Below are 17,560 nucleotides of genomic sequence, written 5' to 3' on the forward strand. Positions count from 1 at the left end.
TTCCTTTAGGCAAAAAAAAAGAAAGGCAACTTCCCCCGCTAGAGGGAAGTCACCTTTCTCATTATCTCTGGTAACTGGAATGAATTTTTAGCATAACGAGAAAATATCTAACGTGATCAAAATCACAGATGCTTTGTTCATTCTGTATTGATGACTAAAAACAAGAAGCGTGATTATTCTCACACTATAACCCACACTTCCATGTTATTTCTAAGCGCAATTACTAGAGACCTGAGAAAAGTAATCCACCTGAAAGGGCGGTTTACTTTTCTCTTTTTTTTGTCTGCATAAAATGAGAGCCCGATATGCAACAATCCTCATATCGCCGTTGGATAACACTCGCAATTATTAGTTTCAGCGGTGGCGTTAGTTTTGATTTAGCCTATTTACGTTATATCTATCAAATTCCCATGGCAAAATTCATGGGATTTAGCAATACCGAAATTGGATTAATAATGAGTACCTTTGGCGTTGCCGCTATTATTCTGTATGCGCCCAGCGGCGTTATTGCCGATAAATTCTCCCATCGCAAAATGATCACCTCAGCCATGATAATTACTGGCTTGCTCGGTCTGCTGATGATGACCTATCCACCGCTGTGGGTCATGCTCTGTATTCAGGTCGCATTTGCCATCACGACAATCCTGATGCTGTGGTCGGTATCAATTAAAGCCGCCTCGCTGCTGGGGGATCACAGTGAACAAGGGAAAATCATGGGCTGGATGGAAGGCCTGCGCGGCGTCGGCGTCATGTCGCTGGCGGTATTTACCATGTGGGTCTTTTCTCGCTTCGCACCGGACGACAGCAACAGCCTGAAGGCCGTGATCCTGATTTATAGCGTGGTTTACATCCTGTTGGGAATTTTGTGCTGGTTCTTCGTGAACGATGGCAACAGCCGCAGCCACGGTGCGAAAGAGGATAAGCAGGCGTTTCAGCTCAAAGATATCATCGCCGTGCTGCGTATCAGCACCACCTGGTATTGCAGCATGGTTATTTTTGGCGTCTTTACGATCTACGCCATTCTCAGCTACTCCACCAACTATCTGACTGAAATGTACGGCATGTCGCTGGTCGCGGCGAGCTACATGGGGATCGTCATCAACAAGATCTTCCGGGCTATCTGTGGGCCGCTGGGCGGCATCATCACCACCTACAGCAAAATTAAGTCGCCAACGCGCGTGGTGCAACTGCTTTCAATTGTCGGCGCCGCTGCGCTGATTGCCCTGCTGGTGACGAACTCAAATCCGCAGTCCGTGGTTATGGGGATCGGCCTGATTCTGCTGCTGGGCTTCACCTGCTACGCCTCGCGCGGGCTTTACTGGGCCTGTCCCGGCGAGGCCAGAACACCTTCTTACATCATGGGAACCACCGTAGGGATCTGCTCGGTGATCGGTTTTCTGCCCGACGTGTTCGTCTATCCGATTGTCGGCCACTGGCAGGATACGCTCCCGGCGGCACAAGCCTATCGCAATATGTGGCTGATGGGACTGGCGGCGCTGTGCATGGTCATCCTCTTCACGTTCTTATTGTTTCGCAAAATTCGCACCAACAATGCCGAACCGGAAAAGATAACCTCACTGGCCGCAGAAACCTCCGGCGAGTGAAGATGGAAAATTAAAGGAGAATGACAATGTCAAAGAAATACATCATTGGAATTGATGGCGGAAGTCAGAGTACCAAGGTAGTGATGTACGATCTGGAAGGTAACGTGGTGTGTGAAGGAAAAGGTCTCCTGCAACCGATGTTTACTCCCGACGCCGATACGGCAGAGCATCCCGACGACGATTTATGGGCTTCATTGTGTTTTGCTGGCAAAGACTTAATGAGCCAGTTCGCGGGAGATCCAAAAGACATTGTCGGGATTGGTCTGGGCTCTATTCGCTGCTGTCGCGCATTGCTCAAAGCAGACGGCACGCCCGCTGCGCCATTGATCAGCTGGCAGGACGCGCGCGTCACCCGCCCCTATGAGCACGCCAATCATGATGTGGCTTACGTCACCTCATTTTCAGGTTATTTGTCACATCGCTTAACCGGTGAATTTAAAGACAATATCGCCAACTACTTTGGTCAGTGGCCGGTGGATTACAAAACCTGGACATGGAGCGACGACCCGGAGGTGGTGAAGAAATTCAATATCCCGCGCAGGATGCTGTTCGAGGTGCAGATGCCGGGAACCGTGATCGGGCACTTGACCGACGCAGCCGCGAAGGCGACCAGCTTCCCTGCCGGATTACCGGTGGTTTGCACCACCAGCGACAAACCGGTAGAGGCCCTGGGCGCAGGATTGCTGGACGACGAAACCGCGGTGATCTCATTAGGCACCTATATCGCCCTGATGATGAACGGCAAAGCCCTGCCCAAAGATCCCGTCGCTTATTGGCCAATTATGTCTTCGATTCCGCAAACGCTACTCTACGAAGGCTATGGCATTCGCAAAGGAATGTGGACGGTCAGTTGGCTGCGGGATATGTTGGGGGAATCACTAATCCAGGATGCGAAAGCGCAGGATCTGTCGCCGGAAGATTTGCTGAACAAGAAAGCGGCCAGCGTACCACCCGGTTGTAATGGCCTGATGACCGTCCTGGACTGGCTGACCAACCCGTGGGAACCGTTCAAACGTGGGATCATGATTGGCTTTGACTCCAGCATGGACTACGCCTGGATTTACCGCTCTATTCTGGAGAGCGTTGCGCTGACGCTGAAAAACAATTACGACAATATGTGTAATGAAATGAACCACTTCGCTAAACAGGTTATCATCACGGGCGGCGGTTCAAACAGCGATCTATTCATGCAAATCTTTGCCGACGTGTTCAATCTTCCAGCAAGACGGAATGCCATTAACGGTTGCGCCAGCCTGGGCGCGGCAATTAACACGGCGGTAGGGCTTGGTCTCTATCCGAACTATGAGACCGCGATAGAAAAAATGGTTCGGGTGAAAGATGTATTCATGCCAATAGAAAGCAACGCCAGACGCTATGACGCGCTGAACAAAGGGATTTTCCGCGATTTAACCCAGCACACCGATGTGATCCTGAAAAAGTCGTATGAAGTACTGCACGGCGGCCTGGATAACGTTAATTCGATTCAGAGCTGGTCTAACGCATAAGGTTATCCGGCCTGCATGTAGCACTCAATGCAGGCCGATAAACCCATTATCATCAGGCAATATTCAGATACTTATGTGTCTGCATCGACAGACGCCAGTTCCGCGCGATACAGGTATCAATACACAAACGCGTGGCATCTTCTTTCTGGCTGATTGGCTGTAAGGCGATGATGCGCGGTTTGTCGTCGCTCAACGTAGCCAGCAGTTCATCCAGCGCTTCAATATCGCGAACGCGACCAACCGGATGTTTGATTTCATTCGCACGCTCCAACGCCTGCGACAGCACATCATAACCGCCGCGCATATTCACCTTCGGCGATACGGTCACCCAGGTATTCGGCGTACAGCGCACTTCGTGGGTACCGCTGGTTTCAATCTGGCAGCTAAAGCCGTTCTTTTCCAGCAGGTCTGTCAGCGGCATCAGGTCATGAATGCAGGGCTCGCCACCGGTTATCACCACGTGACGGGCGGTATAGCCCTGACGCACAATGACCGCCAGCAGATCCTCGCTGCTTGCCGCGCCCCATTTATCGCTCTCTTTGGTCTTAGCCAGGATGCTGTACAGGGAGACTTCCCGATCCTCAAGCTTATCCCAGGTGTGTTTGGTATCGCACCAGGCACAGCCAACCGGGCATCCCTGTAAACGAATAAAAATGGCGGGGACGCCGGTAAAGTAACCCTCACCTTGCAGGGTCTGGAACATCTCGTTAATCGGGTACTGCATAGTCATCTCTGTGAGGGGGATAAAGCATAAGTATCGCAGATTTCGGTCATCAGGTCATGTACGGGAGCCGCCGCGCCTCTGTGGCTTCAGGTGCTGTCGCCAGCGGTGATGATTTAATATTTTGAAGGTATGTTGTTTATCGCTCTGAGCAGGCCTTTTTCAGTCTCGATATAATTTCCAGTCTTCAGCTGAGCCAGTATCTTCATGATGCTGCTGCGTGACAGAAAGGTACGGCTTAAAATATAAGAAACAATGCTGACATTATTTCTCACTTCTTCTGTTTCATCCATCAGTTCATAGAGCTGATAGCATATAATCTCATAAGAAGATAATGCCGAGATCTTCGTGCAGTGATCGAACATTCTTGTCGCACTATAAATTAATAGCGCGGCTACGCCTTTCCACAGGTTACTCCTGTCGATAATCCGGTTAGCATCGGCAATAGAAAGCACGCTAATATCACAAGTCTCATTCGTTTTGATATAGAAATAATCATGCTCCAGCAACTGCGTACTTAAGCCAAATATGTAGGGAGCTGATTCTGAATTTAAGGCAATACCGTCGGCATGGCGATAAAGCGTAATGTTACCGTGATGAAGTAAAAAACATTTATGTTCCCCTTCCACTCTAAAGTTAAGTGACTGCTTATTGGCGAGCGTCAACTTATTGGCTGAAGGTGTAAGGATGCTTATCAGTTGATTGATATCAGCCAGAGGCTTTTTGTGTCTGATGCTGTAACTTATTGAGGTAGCTCTTTTTTTATTATTCACAAATAAATCCCTCCATAGGCTTATGAACATCCCCCTAACGCACTCCCCTCACATAAACGATAATTATGATAATTGTTTTAGATTTTTAAAAGTTATTTATGGGTGTAATTTTACACCCATAAATAACTTGCATAAATATCCATAATACTATTATGGGTACTGAATTCATTCTTCTTAAAAATCATCCAATTTGATATTACAGCCATTTTAGTAAAAGGAAATAAGTAATAAAACCATAAATTACTTATCAGAATTATTTTGTTATATAAACAAGATTAAATATTACTTTGAAGATATTGATTTAAAAAGAAATAAGATTAAGATCTATCGGATAATTCTGAGTCAAATTTTAAGTGAGCGTCAATCAACATGAGGAGTATGTTATGGATACCGAACATCCGGATCGCAGTCTGAACCTCTCCGCTACCGCCGAACTGCTGGAAAGCCTGGCTCCTCTGGCGACTTTTGCTATGTATCCTCCCAACACCCGGTTATATCTTTATAATAATGGCGTTGCGTACTGCTATCTGGTACGAAGCGGCGTGTGCAACGTCTATCATCAGACGAGTGAAATTCTGCTGGGCACGCTGTATGTGCCAGGGATCATGGGTCTCAGTGGAACACTTTACGCCGAGGCGGGGATGTTTATTCAGACCCACAGTACCTCTGAGATCGCCATTACCCGTACCGATAAGGTCAACCAGTTCGTCACCGAACACAATCTCTGGAGGCTGCTGGCCTGCCATAGCCTCAGAGTCACCTCACGACTGTATACGATAAATACCAGGCTCATGGCCACCTGTGCCTATGAAATTGTCCGCGTTCAGTTACAGGAGTTGATGAGTGAACCAGCGGAATACAGACATGATGTTTCTGCCGCGCAGTATATCCAGCAGAAAACCAGCCTTTCACGTAGCAGCATTATGAAAATCCTCGCCCAGCTAAAAAAGGGGGGCTATATCAGCATTGAAAACGGCATCCTTTTGACAATCGAGCATCTTCCGTTAAAGTACTAACCTATTGTATCAACGAAGAAAAATAACGTACTCTCTTCGATGAAATGTTTACCCTTATAATATGTTCTTGTTTTGTTAACTGACAGTCGCTATTTTCCCAAGACTTACCACCCCTCTGGCATAACCCTTTTATCGCGGAAAACACACAGGGTGTAAAATTACACCCAAAAAAGTGTTGCCGGATATTTTGAAATGTACAAGAATAATCTCATACAAATTATAACGTTTGACAAACCCGTTTTAAATATAAAAGCAGGGAACTGTCATTCTTATTAATATTATCATTAGAGATCTGTGAGCCTGGAAACGGGACGATATTCTATTGATAAATTTCAAAAAGCTGCCGTTTGCCTGGCAATACATTAATACTAATAAATTGAATATACTCAAGGAATAGATCATGAAAAGCAAATTACTGCCACTGGGAGTGCTGATTTCGTCTCTGGCTGGAGTTTCAGCGATGGCAGCTGATGGGGAGGTGAATTTTAACGGCGAGATTATTGATGCCGCCTGTAAAGTCACCAATAGTCCGGCCAGTCCGCTGACGGTGACACTAGGTCAGGTCAGTAAGAGCGCCTTTACCAACGCAGGCTCTACTGCTGCACCGACCAAATTCACGTTGCAGCTCACGGATTGCCCGGTAAGCGCAACCAAGGCGGCCGTGAAGTTTGACGGCTCCCCGGTGACAGGGAGTCCTGGCGTGCTGGCCCTGACCGCAGAAACTGGCGTGGCAGGCGGCGTGGGGATTCAATTATACGACGATGCCAATACCGCGATTCCGCTGTATAACGCATCCAAACAATACCCTCTGACGTCAGGTACCGGCGTGGTGAATAATCTGGATTTTATTGCGCGCTATATCGCCACATCGACAACGGTGACTGCAGGCAAGGCTAATTCAATGGCAAGTTTCACCATTGTTTATAATTAATAGCCCGTCATACCTGCATAACGAAATTGTTATTCGGACCGATGGATTATTGTCGGTCCGTCCTCACTCTTTTAATGAATGACTAATGATGAAACTTATTCCTCTCACCTTGCTGACTGCACTAATAATAACCTCCGGGTTAGCCCAGGCTGGCCTGATTGTGGGTGGCACCCGCTTAATTTACGATGGGAGTAAGAAAGAGTCTTCAATTAATGTGAGCAACCCGGACCATGCACCTTATCTGGTGCAAAGCTGGGTCGAACCGGAAATTAATCGCGCAGAGAAAACGCCGTTTGTGATCACCCCGCCGTTATTTCGTCTGGACGGCGGGCAGGAAAATGTCTTGCGCGTCGTGCGGGCGGGCGGGAATCTACCGCAGGATAGGGAATCGCTGTACTGGCTGAATATTAAGAGTATCCCCTCGATAGAAAAAGATCAGGGTAAAAACCTGCTGCAGATCGCGGTCAAGACGCGCATCAAACTGATCTATCGCCCTGAAGGTTTAACAGGCTCCGCGGAAGTGTTAACCCATAAGCTTTCCTGGCAGCGCCGCGGCAACCGGCTGGAGGTGAGTAACCCGACCTCATTTTATATGAATTTTCAGAGCGTTACCGTTGCAGGTAAAGAGCTGGAAGATGCCCGGTATATTGCGCCGCAGAGTAGCGCCATTTTTGAATTACCCAGCGGTGCGGGTAATAGCGTGAGCTGGAAAATTATTAATGATTACGGCGGAATCGGCGAGCTTCATCGTGCTTCGTTCTGATAAATAACAGCACAGGAATCCGGCGTTAATTATTTACCCTTCAGGGAAGGACTACACAGATGGGGAGCCCAAAAAACCTGCGCGAATATCCACAAACCAATAATATCCGCAGGCTGATTTATCTTTTTTCGACACCCTTTTTACTATTAAATTTAACGACTTTTGCCTCACACGCCAGGGAATATTTTAATCCGCTGATGCTGGAAATTGACAACCCGCATCAGGAAAAGACCGATCTTAGCGTATTTGAAGAGGAAAACGGCCAGGCGCCGGGCGTTTACCGGGTCGATATCTCTGTTAACAACCAGTTTCAGGAAACCCGGGAAGTGGAATTCAGCATGCAGCCCGGCCCGGACGGGAAAGCGCTTCTATCGCCATGCCTGAGCGTGAGCCAGCTTAACGCGATGGGAGTCAAAACCGACCTGTTCCCGGATCTGGGCGATGCCGCCGCGCCGTGTGCCAGGCTGGACGCGATCCCCCAGGCTCGCGCAGAGTTTCGCTTTAGCGCGCAGCAACTGCTGTTGAGCATTCCGCAGGCCGCCATTGTGATGAATCCACGCGATTACGTTCCTGAAACGCAGTGGGATGATGGGATCACCGCCCTGCTGCTTAATTACAGCGTGAACGGCGCCAGTACCCGGGCACGGGATCGTAGCGGCACGGACAGTACGACCCAGTACGCCAACCTGCGTCCCGGCATGAATATCGGTCCCTGGCGGCTGCGTAATTACACGACTTTTCAGCGGGATAATAACGGTCGCGACAGCTGGGACACCGTCTATACCTATTTGTCCCGTGATATTCGCGTCCTGAAGAGCCAACTGGTGCTGGGAGACAGTGCCTCCCCGTCCGATATTTTCGACAGCGTTCCTTTTCGCGGCGCGCAGCTGGCGTCCGACGAGGAGATGATCCCCGACAGCATGAAGGGCTATGCACCGGCGATCAAAGGCATCGCGCGAACCAATGCGCAGGTGATTATCCGCCAGAATGGGTATGTTATTTATCAGAGCTATGTGGCACCAGGCGCATTTGAAATCAACGACATGTACGCCACCGGCGGCAGCGGGGATCTCTATGTGACGATTAAAGAAGATAACGGCAGCGAGCAGAATCTCGTCGTACCGTTTGCCTCGCTGCCGGTGCTCCAGCGTGAACAGCGGCTGAAATATTCACTGACCAGCGGCCAGTATCGTTCGTATGACCGCAGCGTGGAAAAGACGCCGTTTAGCCAGGCGACGCTGATCTACGGCCTGCCCCGGGGTTTTACCCTCTATGGCGGCGGCCAGTTCGCGGACCACTATCAGTCGCTGGCGCTGGGCGTCGGTAAAAATCTGGGGGAAATTGGCGCGCTTTCGCTGGACGTCACCCAGGGCTGGTCGAAGATACAGAGCCAGCCGAAGGAGAAAGGCCAGTCATGGCGGATCCGCTACAGCAAAAATATTGTCGAAACCGGGACTAACTTCGCCATTGCCGGTTATCGCTACTCGACCGACGGCTATTACACGCTGGTAGAAGTCATGGATACCTTGCGCGGCGGGAATACCCCGACGTTTTTCGAGCGCAGACGAAACCGTACTGAACTGTCGCTGAGCCAGAATTTGTGGGAAAGAGCGGGTTCGCTGTCGCTGAGCCTGATAAACGAAGACTACTGGAACAGCGGCCGGACCCTGCGGTCGATGAGCGCCGGTTACAACAATAGCTGGAACGGCATCAGCTACGGGCTTAATTACAGCTATAACATTAACTCGACGTCGCGCAGCGGGGGCTCCGGCAAAGAAAAGGTCTATGAGCGCGACCAGGTGTTCTCACTGAACGTCAGCATTCCACTGAATCGCTGGTTGAGTAATACCCACGCGTCGTGGAACGTCAGCAGCAGCCAGAAAGGGAGCACCAATCACACCGTGGGACTCAATGGTACGACGCTTGAGGGCAATAACCTGAGCTGGAGCATCCAGCAGAGTTACGGCAGCCAGGGGACGGGCAACGGCGGCAATCTGAACGCCGACTATCGCGGAACCTATGCTGAAGTCACTGCGGGATATGCTTACGACAAAAACAGCCAGCGGCTGAACTACGGGCTACAGGGCGGGATAGTCGCGCACGCCAGCGGCGTCACCTTCGGCCAACCGCTGGGTGAAACCATGGCACTGGTTCAGGCACCGGGAGCCTCCGGGGTTGGCGTGAGCAATCAGAGCGGGGTGAAAACCGACTGGCGCGGCTATGCCATCGTGCCTTATACCTCGCCCTACCGTAAAAACCAGGTGCAGCTGAATACGCTGACGCTGCCCGATAACGTAGAGCTGACGCAGACCACCCGCAACGTGGTGCCGACGCGGGGAGCCGTGGTGCAGGCCAGCTTTAACGCCAGCGTGGGCCAGCGCGTGATGATGACGCTATTGCGACAGGGTGGAATGCCGGTGCCATTTGGCGCGACGGTCAGCGATACCGCGCAGAAAAGCGCCCAGGCATTTATCGTTGGCGATGGCGGACAGGTGTATCTGACCGGTCTGGCCGACAGCGGCGAACTAAGAGTGAAATGGGGGAACGGTGCAGAGCAGCAGTGTCAGGTGAATTATTCCCTGGATAAAGCGCCGCCGGAAAATAGCGATATTCTGATCATTAGCGAGCGATGTCATTAAGTAAATAACTTAGCCGTTCAAAAAAATAATTTTTTATCTGATATCTGCTGCATATTGAGGTATACCAATGAACAAAATGCAATTTCAGAAAATTATCTGGAGCGCTGCTTTTCTGATATGCAGCTCATTTCCTGCGCTTGCCACCTGCAATATCGAACAACAAAAGGGGGTTATAGCCTGGGATAATATAGATATTGGTACAATCTATGCGCAACGTGATATTCCTGTGGGTCAGAAGATCGGTACGATAAAATTATTTCCGTCCTTTACTGGCTCATGGTTCGGTTGTCAGGGGGGAGAATTAATTTCAGTATCCATGTTTCGCGATGCAATTAGCGGTTTTCCCCATATCTATAGTACAGGCATCCCCGGCGTCGGGATAAAGGTCTATTATACGGCGTTCACGCAAGATACATTTGATAACCCACCCAGGACAGGAACAATGGGACAGGGTGCGGTCGGTGTCGAGAACTCCGGGATGGATAAGGGTGTAACGGTGGAGCTATATAAGACGGGACCGATAACATCCAAAAATATTGATAGCGGATTGTATTTTCAAAAAACCTACGGTGACCTTGAGGTTATCAGGGGAAGTATCGTCGCAGGTCAGGTTATTCAGTTAGCCTGTTCGCTAAACAGTTCAACGATTACCGTACCGTTGCCTGATGCTTTAGGCAGTGAGTTCACCGCAATAGGTACAACCAAAGGCGAGCGGACCTTCACGATAGATCTTAACTGCGATGCAGGTGCCCGCATTAACGCATCGTTAAGCGGGACACAAAGTGCAGAGACCTCCAATGACAGTATCCTGGCGTTATCAGGGGCCGGAACGTCAGGGGTTGCGAAAGGGATCGGGATCCAGCTGCTTTATGACGGCACGCCCCTGAAGCTGAATAACAACATCGTGCTGAAAACCTCAGCAGGCGGTCAGGAATTCCCTCCGGGAGCCTTCACCGCACGCTATTTTCAGACGAAAGACAACGTGACCGCGGGCAGCGCTAACGCCACAGCGACGCTCAATATTACTTATCAGTAGACGGCTCCGCCATCAGAGTTATACAAGGAGAGGAATAAAATGAATATTCATAAAAGATTCATTCATCTGGCGCTGGCGGGGCTGTATTTAGCGGCAACAATCAATATTGCCGGGGCCAATCCGGTCAATATTAATATTACCGGCAAAGTCGTCGCCTCACCTTGTACCGTTGACACCACCAAATCACAGCTCAATGTTAATTTGGGTGATGATATTCAGGCCACCGCCCTGGCACAGCCTGGTAACGTCACAACATTCAAAATCTTTTATTTAATCTTAAAAGATTGTCCTTTCGGCACAACATCGGTAACGGCGGCCTTTTCCGGAACGCCAGCAGCGAACAGCCCCGGGGAGTATGCCAATACCGGGACGGCAACCAATGTTAACGTACAGCTTAAAGAGAGTCTGGGTTCCGGTAACGGTAAGTTTTTAGGTCCGGGAACCACATTAAAGCGTAATGTTGCAACCGACCGCACAGTCTCCTTCCCGATAGGCGCGCGTGCCATTGCCGCAGCGGCAGACGTTATGCCCGGCACGATAGTGACTGTTTCACAAGTCACCTTCACCTATCAGTAAACCTGACTTCTCTGCTCAACGGGTGTTTATCATGCAGCAACAAATGAAATATGTTCTCCCGGCGCTTTGTCTGGCGTGCCCTGCATATGCTGCGGAGATCAATATCGGTGGTCATGTTGTGGCTTCTCCCTGCGTAGTCGATATCGCCTCACAAAACCAGAGCGTTAATTTCGGCCAGCTCCGCTTAAATGAAATGCGCGCCGACGGAAATGCTTCCGCGTGGAAATCGTTTGAGGTAAGGCTTTTCAAATGCCCGGCAGGAACGACATCGGTGGACGTGACGTTCAACGGACAACCGGCAGCAGAAGATCCCACGTTGTATGCCAATACGGGGACCGCCGCCAACGCCGCCGTGCAAATGGCCCGGGACACGAACAAGGCGCAGGTGCAGGGAAACGGCAGCAGCATGAGCGTCCCCGTTGACGCTCAGCGCAAGGCAACCTTTTTACTGGCTGGTCGGGTGATCGTCTCTGACACTACCCTCCCCGGTACGTTTAATTCCCTGGTACAAATGAATTTTACTTACCGATAAAAAACCACCCTGCTTAGAGCCAGGCTCTGAATGAGTTGCTGAGAATAGTCACCTGAAATAGCGGTGAGGGTATGCGTTATGTTACAGATACAGAAGAATCATATATTCGTCCTGGTACTTGGGTTAACCGGTGCGTTTACTGCCTCTGTTGAAGCGGCCAGCTGTAATAATTCCGGCGGGTATTACACGTTCTCAGGAAAGTTAAATTATCAACGTGACGACGCCACCATGAATGTCTTCAGTGATAAATTTGGATCTATTGGCAGCGAAGTATGGGGGTTGGGTTGCTTTGGGGATCCTGACGCCGACAGAGATGTGTACTTGCGTTTACAGGTTAATTCAGCCCCTGTTGCAGGTTATACCGATGTCTATCCCACGAATATCGACGGAATTGGCGTTCGTTATAATTTTGCCCTGAATACAGGCTCATTGTCTTTTTGCCCGGTGCAGTTTGACGATCATATTTCAAACTCAACCCGGACTTACACAATAGACCTGAACTGTGATGCGGGCGTCCGCATTAACGCATCGTTAAGTGGGACGCAAAGTGCAGAGACCGCCAATGACAGTATCCTGGCGTTATCGGGAGCAGGAATGTCAGGAGTTGCGAGCGGAATCGGGATCCAACTGCTATATGGCAATACGCCCCTGAAGCTGAATAACAACATCGTGCTGAAAACCTCAACAGGCGGTCAGGAATTTCCTCCGGGAGCCTTTACCGCACGCTATTTTCAGACGAAAAACAACGTGACCGCAGGCAGCGCTAACGCCACTGCGACGCTCAATATTACTTATCAGTAGGCAACTTCGCCATCAGAGTTATACAAGGAGAGAATTAAAATGAATATTCATAAAAAGTACATTCATCTGGCGCTGGCAGGACTGTATCTGGGGACGACAATCAGTATTGCCGGGGCCGAACCCACCAATATTAATATTACCGGGAAAGTTATTGCGTCCCCGTGTGTCGTAGCCAGTGGCAGCAATATCAATGTTAATTTAGGAGACATCCCGGCTGCAGATATTGCAGTGGCAGGTACAACATCTACCCCGGTTAATTTTACCATTAACCTTGCCAGTTGCCCGGTGGGAACCACCAGCGTAGTCGTGACGTTTACCGGAACGGAAGATCCCGACTTTCCGGTACGCTATAAAAATAGCGGAACGGCGAACGTTGCGATAGAACTGATCCAGGCCAGCACCGGTTACCTGAAAGGAAATAATAAAAATATTACTCAATCGGTACTGGCCGATCGTACCGTTACATACAATTTACGTGCCCGGGCCTATTCCAAAGGCAATGTGATGCCGGGCACGATCTCTGGTATCGTTCAGGCCAACTTTACTTACAATTAAGTTACTATTTTGCAATTCACAATGACTCATCAGTAAACCGAACTATTTCTGTGTAAAGGATATTTATCATGGTGCAACAAATGAATTATTCTATCCTGGCACTTTGTCCCCTGTGTCCAGCGACCTTTTTACTGGCTGGTATCTGCCCCCTTCCCAATACGTTTAACTCTTTGGTACAAATGAATTTTAATCAATAAAAAATACCCTTATTATTAATAAATGCCTCTGCTGGCTTCTGGTATATTAAATATGAAAATACTTATACAGGACCCTTACGAATTTTATTGCGATGGATTGAAACATTTTTTTATAGAGATATTCTTTGGAATAACCGCCAATAACATTATTTTTTTAACATCTTACTCCCAACAAAACTTTGATAAGGCAGATATCGTCGTTATTTCTCTGGCTCCAGGAGAGCATCTCATGTGTTTTCCTGAACTGCAAAACAGGACAACAGGCATTATTATTGGCTTAACCGATGAGGTGATTGACTCCCCTTCCGATCTGCCCTTTTGCATTGCCCGGATCATTTTTATTCACCGACAGGACTCACTGTCGACAGTCAAAGAGAAAGTATTAACCGCCTGGCGGGAATCAAGAAAAAAGCAAAGACAACCTGGGAAAACATTATGTCTTCATTGTCCACATAAAGTCCTGACCAGGCAGCAAAGGCGTATTATGTCCTTTATCTATCAGGGGATAACGACATCTGAGATTGCCCACAACATGTCAATCTCAGAGAAAACGCTCTATGTGCATAAATACATCATCCGCAAAAAGTTTAATCTGCGAACTAATCATGCGCTATTTTGCTTCCTTCAGAAACTTGCCGATAAAAACAGCCAGCAGATTTATCTGCTTCAAGTTCCGCTGAACGCATAAAAAAACCCGCCGCAGCGGGTTTTTACGTTAAGAGTTAAAGAACAGGATTACGCCTGACCTTTGATCTCTTTACGACCGTTGTACGGCGCTTGTTCACCCAGAGCTTCTTCGATACGAATCAGCTGGTTGTACTTAGCAACGCGGTCAGAACGGCTCATAGAACCGGTTTTGATCTGGCCTGCAGCGGTACCCACAGCCAGGTCAGCGATGGTAGCGTCTTCAGTTTCGCCAGAACGGTGAGAGATGACAGCGGTGTAGCCAGCGTCTTTCGCCATTTTGATCGCAGCCAGAGTTTCGGTCAGAGAACCGATCTGGTTGAATTTGATCAGGATGGAGTTAACGATGCCTTTTTCGATGCCTTCTTTCAGGATCTTGGTGTTGGTTACGAACAGATCGTCACCAACCAGCTGGATTTTGTCGCCCAGAACTTTAGTCTGGTATGCGAAACCGTCCCAGTCAGACTCGTCCAGACCATCTTCGATGGACACGATCGGGTACTGTTTGGTCAGTTCTTCCAGGAAGTGAGTGAATTCTTCGGAGGTGAATGCTTTGTTGCCTTCGCCAGCCAGAACGTATTTACCGTCTTTGTAGAATTCAGAAGCTGCACAGTCCATCGCCAGGGTGATGTCTTTGCCCAGCTCGTAGCCAGCTGCTTTAACCGCTTCAGCGATTACAGCCAGAGCTTCAGCGTTGGAACCCAGGTTCGGCGCGTAGCCGCCTTCGTCACCCACTGCAGTGTTCATACCTTTAGCTTTCAGAACTTTAGCCAGGTTATGGAACACTTCAGAACCCATACGTACGGCTTCTTTCAGGGTTTTAGCGCCAACCGGCTGAATCATGAACTCCTGGATGTCAACGTTGTTGTCAGCGTGCTCACCACCGTTGATGATGTTCATCATCGGAACCGGCATGGAGTATTTGCCCGGAGTACCGTTCAGTTCAGCGATGTGTGCATACAGCGGCAGGCCTTTAGCAGCAGCTGCTGCTTTGGCGTTCGCCAGGGACACAGCCAGGATGGCGTTTGCACCGAAGTTGGATTTGTTTTCAGTACCGTCCAGATCGATCATGATCTTGTCGATGCCAGCCTGATCTTTAGCATCTTTACCCAGCAGAGCCTGAGCAATTGGGCCGTTAACAGCTGCAACAGCTTTCAGTACGCCTTTACCCATGAAACGGGATTTGTCGCCGTCGCGCAGTTCCAGTGCTTCGCGGGAACCAGTAGAAGCACCTGACGGAGCTGCTGCCATACCAACGAAACCACCTTCCAGGTGTACTTCGGCTTCAACAGTCGGGTTACCACGGGAGTCGATGATTTCACGACCGATGATTTTAACGATTTTGGACATTAGATTTTCCTCAGTACAAGTTAAACTAAAACTCCAGACAAACAATGCACCCGGATGGGTGCATTGCCGTTCTAACTTTTTTACTTCTTACTTCGCCTGACGCTTCTGATGTTCACTGGCGGCTTTCACAAAGCCGGCAAACAGCGGGTGCCCATCACGTGGCGTGGAAGTAAATTCCGGGTGGAACTGACAGGCCACGAACCACGGATGATTCGGTACCTCAATGATCTCGACCAACTGATCATCACCGGAACGGCCTGCAATACGCAGACCCGCAGCTTCAATCTGTTTCAACAGCATATTGTTGACTTCGTAACGGTGGCGATGGCGTTCAACAATTGTCGGCGCGCCGTACAGCTGACGAACCAGGCTATCGTCGCTCAACTGACACTGCTGGGCGCCAAGGCGCATTGTGCCGCCCAGATCGCTCTTCTCGGTACGGACTTCAACGTTGCCGTCTTCATCGCGCCATTCGGTAATCAGGGCCACCACCGGGTACTTACAGTCTGGCACAAATTCCGTGGAGTTGGCGTTATCCATACCCACTACGTTACGTGCAAACTCAATCAACGCAACCTGCATACCCAGGCAAATACCCAGATAAGGAACATTGTTTTCACGCGCAAAGCGCGCTGTCGCGATCTTACCTTCAACACCACGGTAGCCGAAGCCGCCAGGGATCAGGATTGCATCAAGACCTTTCAGGATCTCAACGCCGCGCGTTTCGACATCTTGCGAATCGATCAGCTTAATGTTGACGGTGACACGATTCTTCAGACCACCGTGCTTCAATGCTTCGATAACTGACTTATAAGCATCCGGCAGTTCAATATACTTGCCGACCATACCGATAGTCACTTCGCCAGCCGGATTCGCTTCTTCGTAGATAACCTGTTCCCATTCTGACAGATTAGCTTCCGGACAGTTCAAGCTGAATCGTTTACAAATATAATCGTCAAGGCCCTGGGATTTCAACAGGCCTGGAATTTTATAGATGGAATCGACATCTTTCATTGAAATAACGGCTTTTTCTGGCACGTTACAGAACAATGCAATTTTTGCACGTTCGTTGGCCGGAACCGCGCGATCGGAACGACAGATCAGAATGTCAGGCTGGATACCGATAGACAGCAACTCTTTTACCGAGTGCTGAGTCGGTTTAGTTTTGACTTCACCGGCAGCGGCCAGGTAAGGAACCAGAGTCAGGTGCATGAACAGCGCGTGTTCACGACCGATATCTACCGCTAATTGGCGAATCGCTTCCAGGAATGGCAGGGATTCGATATCACCGACCGTACCGCCGATTTCAACCAGAACGACGTCATGACCTTCGCCACCGGCAAGGACACGCTCTTTAATCGCGTTGGTGATGTGCGGGATAACCTGTACGGTTGCACCCAGATAGTCGCCACGGCGCTCTTTGCGCAGGACATCGGAGTAAATTCGACCGGTAGTGAAGTTATTGCGGCGAGTCATTTTGGTACGAATGAAACGCTCATAGTGACCCAGGTCCAGGTCGGTTTCAGCGCCGTCTTCAGTAACGAACACTTCCCCGTGTTGGATTGGACTCATAGTACCTGGATCGACGTTGATATACGGATCCAGTTTCATCATGGTCACGTTGAGGCCACGAGCCTCAAGAATGGCTGCCAGGGAGGCTGCGGCAATGCCTTTACCCAGAGAGGATACGACCCCGCCGGTCACAAAAATATAGTTCGTTGTCATGCTGGACCTGAGAAGTTAGGGTGAAACGATGGAATTACCAAGACGGGAAAGTAGTATACCCGAACATGACGAGCGCCACAAACTTTCATTATTCCTCCTCTTCACCAGGCTCACATAAACATCGGGAGTGAGAAAATAGCCCCTTTGGGGTA

16 protein-coding genes are annotated in these 17,560 nt (G+C 49.5%); 12 read left to right on the forward strand and 4 right to left on the reverse strand.

The genetic code is table 11. The annotated features are described in order from the left end of the window. Nucleotides 1-305 precede the first annotated feature (305 nt). Entirely contained in the window at nucleotides 306-1,604 is a 1,299-nt protein-coding gene (locus N0B36_RS12880) for a nitrate/nitrite transporter (RefSeq protein WP_049268514.1), read from the forward strand. Between the two features lie 26 nt (nucleotides 1,605-1,630). Next, a complete protein-coding gene (locus N0B36_RS12885; protein WP_259688456.1) occupies nucleotides 1,631-3,109 on the forward strand; it encodes an FGGY-family carbohydrate kinase in 1,479 nt (492 codons plus the stop codon). Between the two features lie 52 nt (nucleotides 3,110-3,161). Here the strand turns inward: N0B36_RS12885 and queE are convergent, their stop codons facing one another. After that, nucleotides 3,162-3,833, reverse strand: a complete 672-nt coding sequence (gene queE / locus N0B36_RS12890) for a 7-carboxy-7-deazaguanine synthase QueE (RefSeq protein ID WP_016154229.1) — start codon at nucleotides 3,831-3,833, stop codon at nucleotides 3,162-3,164. A gap of 113 nt (nucleotides 3,834-3,946) precedes the next feature. After that, nucleotides 3,947-4,603, reverse strand: coding sequence for a winged helix-turn-helix transcriptional regulator (locus N0B36_RS12895; protein ID WP_259688457.1), 657 nt, complete (start codon nucleotides 4,601-4,603; stop codon nucleotides 3,947-3,949). 383 nt (nucleotides 4,604-4,986) lie between these two features. Here N0B36_RS12895 and N0B36_RS12900 point away from each other — a divergent pair, with 383 nt between their 5' ends. The 10 genes from N0B36_RS12900 (at nucleotide 4,987) to N0B36_RS12945 (ending at nucleotide 14,337) form a co-directional block, all read left to right on the forward strand. Beyond that, entirely contained in the window at nucleotides 4,987-5,619 is a 633-nt protein-coding gene (locus N0B36_RS12900; RefSeq protein ID WP_223952806.1) for a winged helix-turn-helix transcriptional regulator, read from the forward strand. Between the two features lie 400 nt (nucleotides 5,620-6,019). Next, nucleotides 6,020-6,550, forward strand: coding sequence for a fimbrial protein (locus N0B36_RS12905; RefSeq protein WP_047499397.1), 531 nt, complete (start codon nucleotides 6,020-6,022; stop codon nucleotides 6,548-6,550). 88 nt (nucleotides 6,551-6,638) lie between these two features. Further along, nucleotides 6,639-7,313, forward strand: a complete 675-nt coding sequence (locus N0B36_RS12910) for a molecular chaperone (RefSeq protein ID WP_219816052.1) — start codon at nucleotides 6,639-6,641, stop codon at nucleotides 7,311-7,313. Between the two features lie 59 nt (nucleotides 7,314-7,372). Continuing rightward, nucleotides 7,373-9,952: a fimbria/pilus outer membrane usher protein gene (locus N0B36_RS12915; protein WP_259688458.1), complete on the forward strand. Its 2,580-nt coding sequence runs from the start codon at nucleotides 7,373-7,375 to the stop codon at nucleotides 9,950-9,952. Nucleotides 9,953-10,019: 67 nt separating this feature from the next. Next, nucleotides 10,020-10,988, forward strand: coding sequence for a fimbrial protein (locus tag N0B36_RS12920; RefSeq protein WP_259688459.1), 969 nt, complete (start codon nucleotides 10,020-10,022; stop codon nucleotides 10,986-10,988). Nucleotides 10,989-11,027: 39 nt separating this feature from the next. Then, complete coding sequence (locus N0B36_RS12925) at nucleotides 11,028-11,564, forward strand: fimbrial protein (protein ID WP_047499395.1); 537 nt, start codon at nucleotides 11,028-11,030, stop codon at nucleotides 11,562-11,564. Nucleotides 11,565-11,595: 31 nt separating this feature from the next. Then, nucleotides 11,596-12,096, forward strand: a complete 501-nt coding sequence (locus N0B36_RS12930) for a fimbrial protein (RefSeq protein WP_052138005.1) — start codon at nucleotides 11,596-11,598, stop codon at nucleotides 12,094-12,096. A 78-nt stretch (nucleotides 12,097-12,174) separates the two neighbouring features. After that, on the forward strand, nucleotides 12,175-12,897 hold the full coding sequence (locus N0B36_RS12935; RefSeq protein ID WP_259688460.1) for a fimbrial protein: 723 nt from the start codon (nucleotides 12,175-12,177) through the stop codon (nucleotides 12,895-12,897). Between the two features lie 39 nt (nucleotides 12,898-12,936). Then, a complete protein-coding gene (locus N0B36_RS12940) occupies nucleotides 12,937-13,452 on the forward strand; it encodes a fimbrial protein (RefSeq protein ID WP_200079777.1) in 516 nt (171 codons plus the stop codon). Nucleotides 13,453-13,701: 249 nt separating this feature from the next. Beyond that, a complete protein-coding gene (locus N0B36_RS12945; RefSeq protein ID WP_200051891.1) occupies nucleotides 13,702-14,337 on the forward strand; it encodes a LuxR family transcriptional regulator in 636 nt (211 codons plus the stop codon). Nucleotides 14,338-14,384: 47 nt separating this feature from the next. On the opposite strand, the gene eno is transcribed toward N0B36_RS12945, so the two are convergent. Together eno and pyrG are read right to left on the reverse strand one after the other, a co-directional pair. Beyond that, nucleotides 14,385-15,683: a phosphopyruvate hydratase gene (gene eno, locus N0B36_RS12950; protein ID WP_003034129.1), complete on the reverse strand. Its 1,299-nt coding sequence runs from the start codon at nucleotides 15,681-15,683 to the stop codon at nucleotides 14,385-14,387. A gap of 87 nt (nucleotides 15,684-15,770) precedes the next feature. Further along, on the reverse strand, nucleotides 15,771-17,408 hold the full coding sequence (gene pyrG / locus N0B36_RS12955) for a glutamine hydrolyzing CTP synthase (protein WP_016154233.1): 1,638 nt from the start codon (nucleotides 17,406-17,408) through the stop codon (nucleotides 15,771-15,773). Between the last annotated feature and the right edge of the window lie 152 nt (nucleotides 17,409-17,560).

Source organism: Citrobacter sp. XY323 (genome assembly GCF_025106035.1).
Lineage (GTDB): Bacteria > Pseudomonadota > Gammaproteobacteria > Enterobacterales > Enterobacteriaceae > Citrobacter > Citrobacter braakii.

What these genes read in the sequence shown, in the direction of transcription:
- N0B36_RS12880 (WP_049268514.1), top strand. Translation starts at nt 306, where the DNA reads ATGCAACAATCCTCATATCGCCGTTGGATAACACTCGCAATTATTAGT.
- N0B36_RS12885 (WP_259688456.1), top strand. Translation starts at nt 1,631, where the DNA reads ATGTCAAAGAAATACATCATTGGAATTGATGGCGGAAGTCAGAGTACC.
- queE (WP_016154229.1), bottom strand. Translation starts at nt 3,833, where the DNA reads ATGCAGTACCCGATTAACGAGATGTTCCAGACCCTGCAAGGTGAGGGT.
- N0B36_RS12900 (WP_223952806.1), top strand. Translation starts at nt 4,987, where the DNA reads ATGGATACCGAACATCCGGATCGCAGTCTGAACCTCTCCGCTACCGCC.
- N0B36_RS12905 (WP_047499397.1), top strand. Translation starts at nt 6,020, where the DNA reads ATGAAAAGCAAATTACTGCCACTGGGAGTGCTGATTTCGTCTCTGGCT.
- N0B36_RS12910 (WP_219816052.1), top strand. Translation starts at nt 6,639, where the DNA reads ATGAAACTTATTCCTCTCACCTTGCTGACTGCACTAATAATAACCTCC.
- N0B36_RS12915 (WP_259688458.1), top strand. Translation starts at nt 7,373, where the DNA reads ATGGGGAGCCCAAAAAACCTGCGCGAATATCCACAAACCAATAATATC.
- N0B36_RS12920 (WP_259688459.1), top strand. Translation starts at nt 10,020, where the DNA reads ATGAACAAAATGCAATTTCAGAAAATTATCTGGAGCGCTGCTTTTCTG.
- N0B36_RS12925 (WP_047499395.1), top strand. Translation starts at nt 11,028, where the DNA reads ATGAATATTCATAAAAGATTCATTCATCTGGCGCTGGCGGGGCTGTAT.
- N0B36_RS12930 (WP_052138005.1), top strand. Translation starts at nt 11,596, where the DNA reads ATGCAGCAACAAATGAAATATGTTCTCCCGGCGCTTTGTCTGGCGTGC.
- N0B36_RS12935 (WP_259688460.1), top strand. Translation starts at nt 12,175, where the DNA reads ATGTTACAGATACAGAAGAATCATATATTCGTCCTGGTACTTGGGTTA.
- N0B36_RS12940 (WP_200079777.1), top strand. Translation starts at nt 12,937, where the DNA reads ATGAATATTCATAAAAAGTACATTCATCTGGCGCTGGCAGGACTGTAT.
- N0B36_RS12945 (WP_200051891.1), top strand. Translation starts at nt 13,702, where the DNA reads ATGAAAATACTTATACAGGACCCTTACGAATTTTATTGCGATGGATTG.
- eno (WP_003034129.1), bottom strand. Translation starts at nt 15,683, where the DNA reads ATGTCCAAAATCGTTAAAATCATCGGTCGTGAAATCATCGACTCCCGT.
- pyrG (WP_016154233.1), bottom strand. Translation starts at nt 17,408, where the DNA reads ATGACAACGAACTATATTTTTGTGACCGGCGGGGTCGTATCCTCTCTG.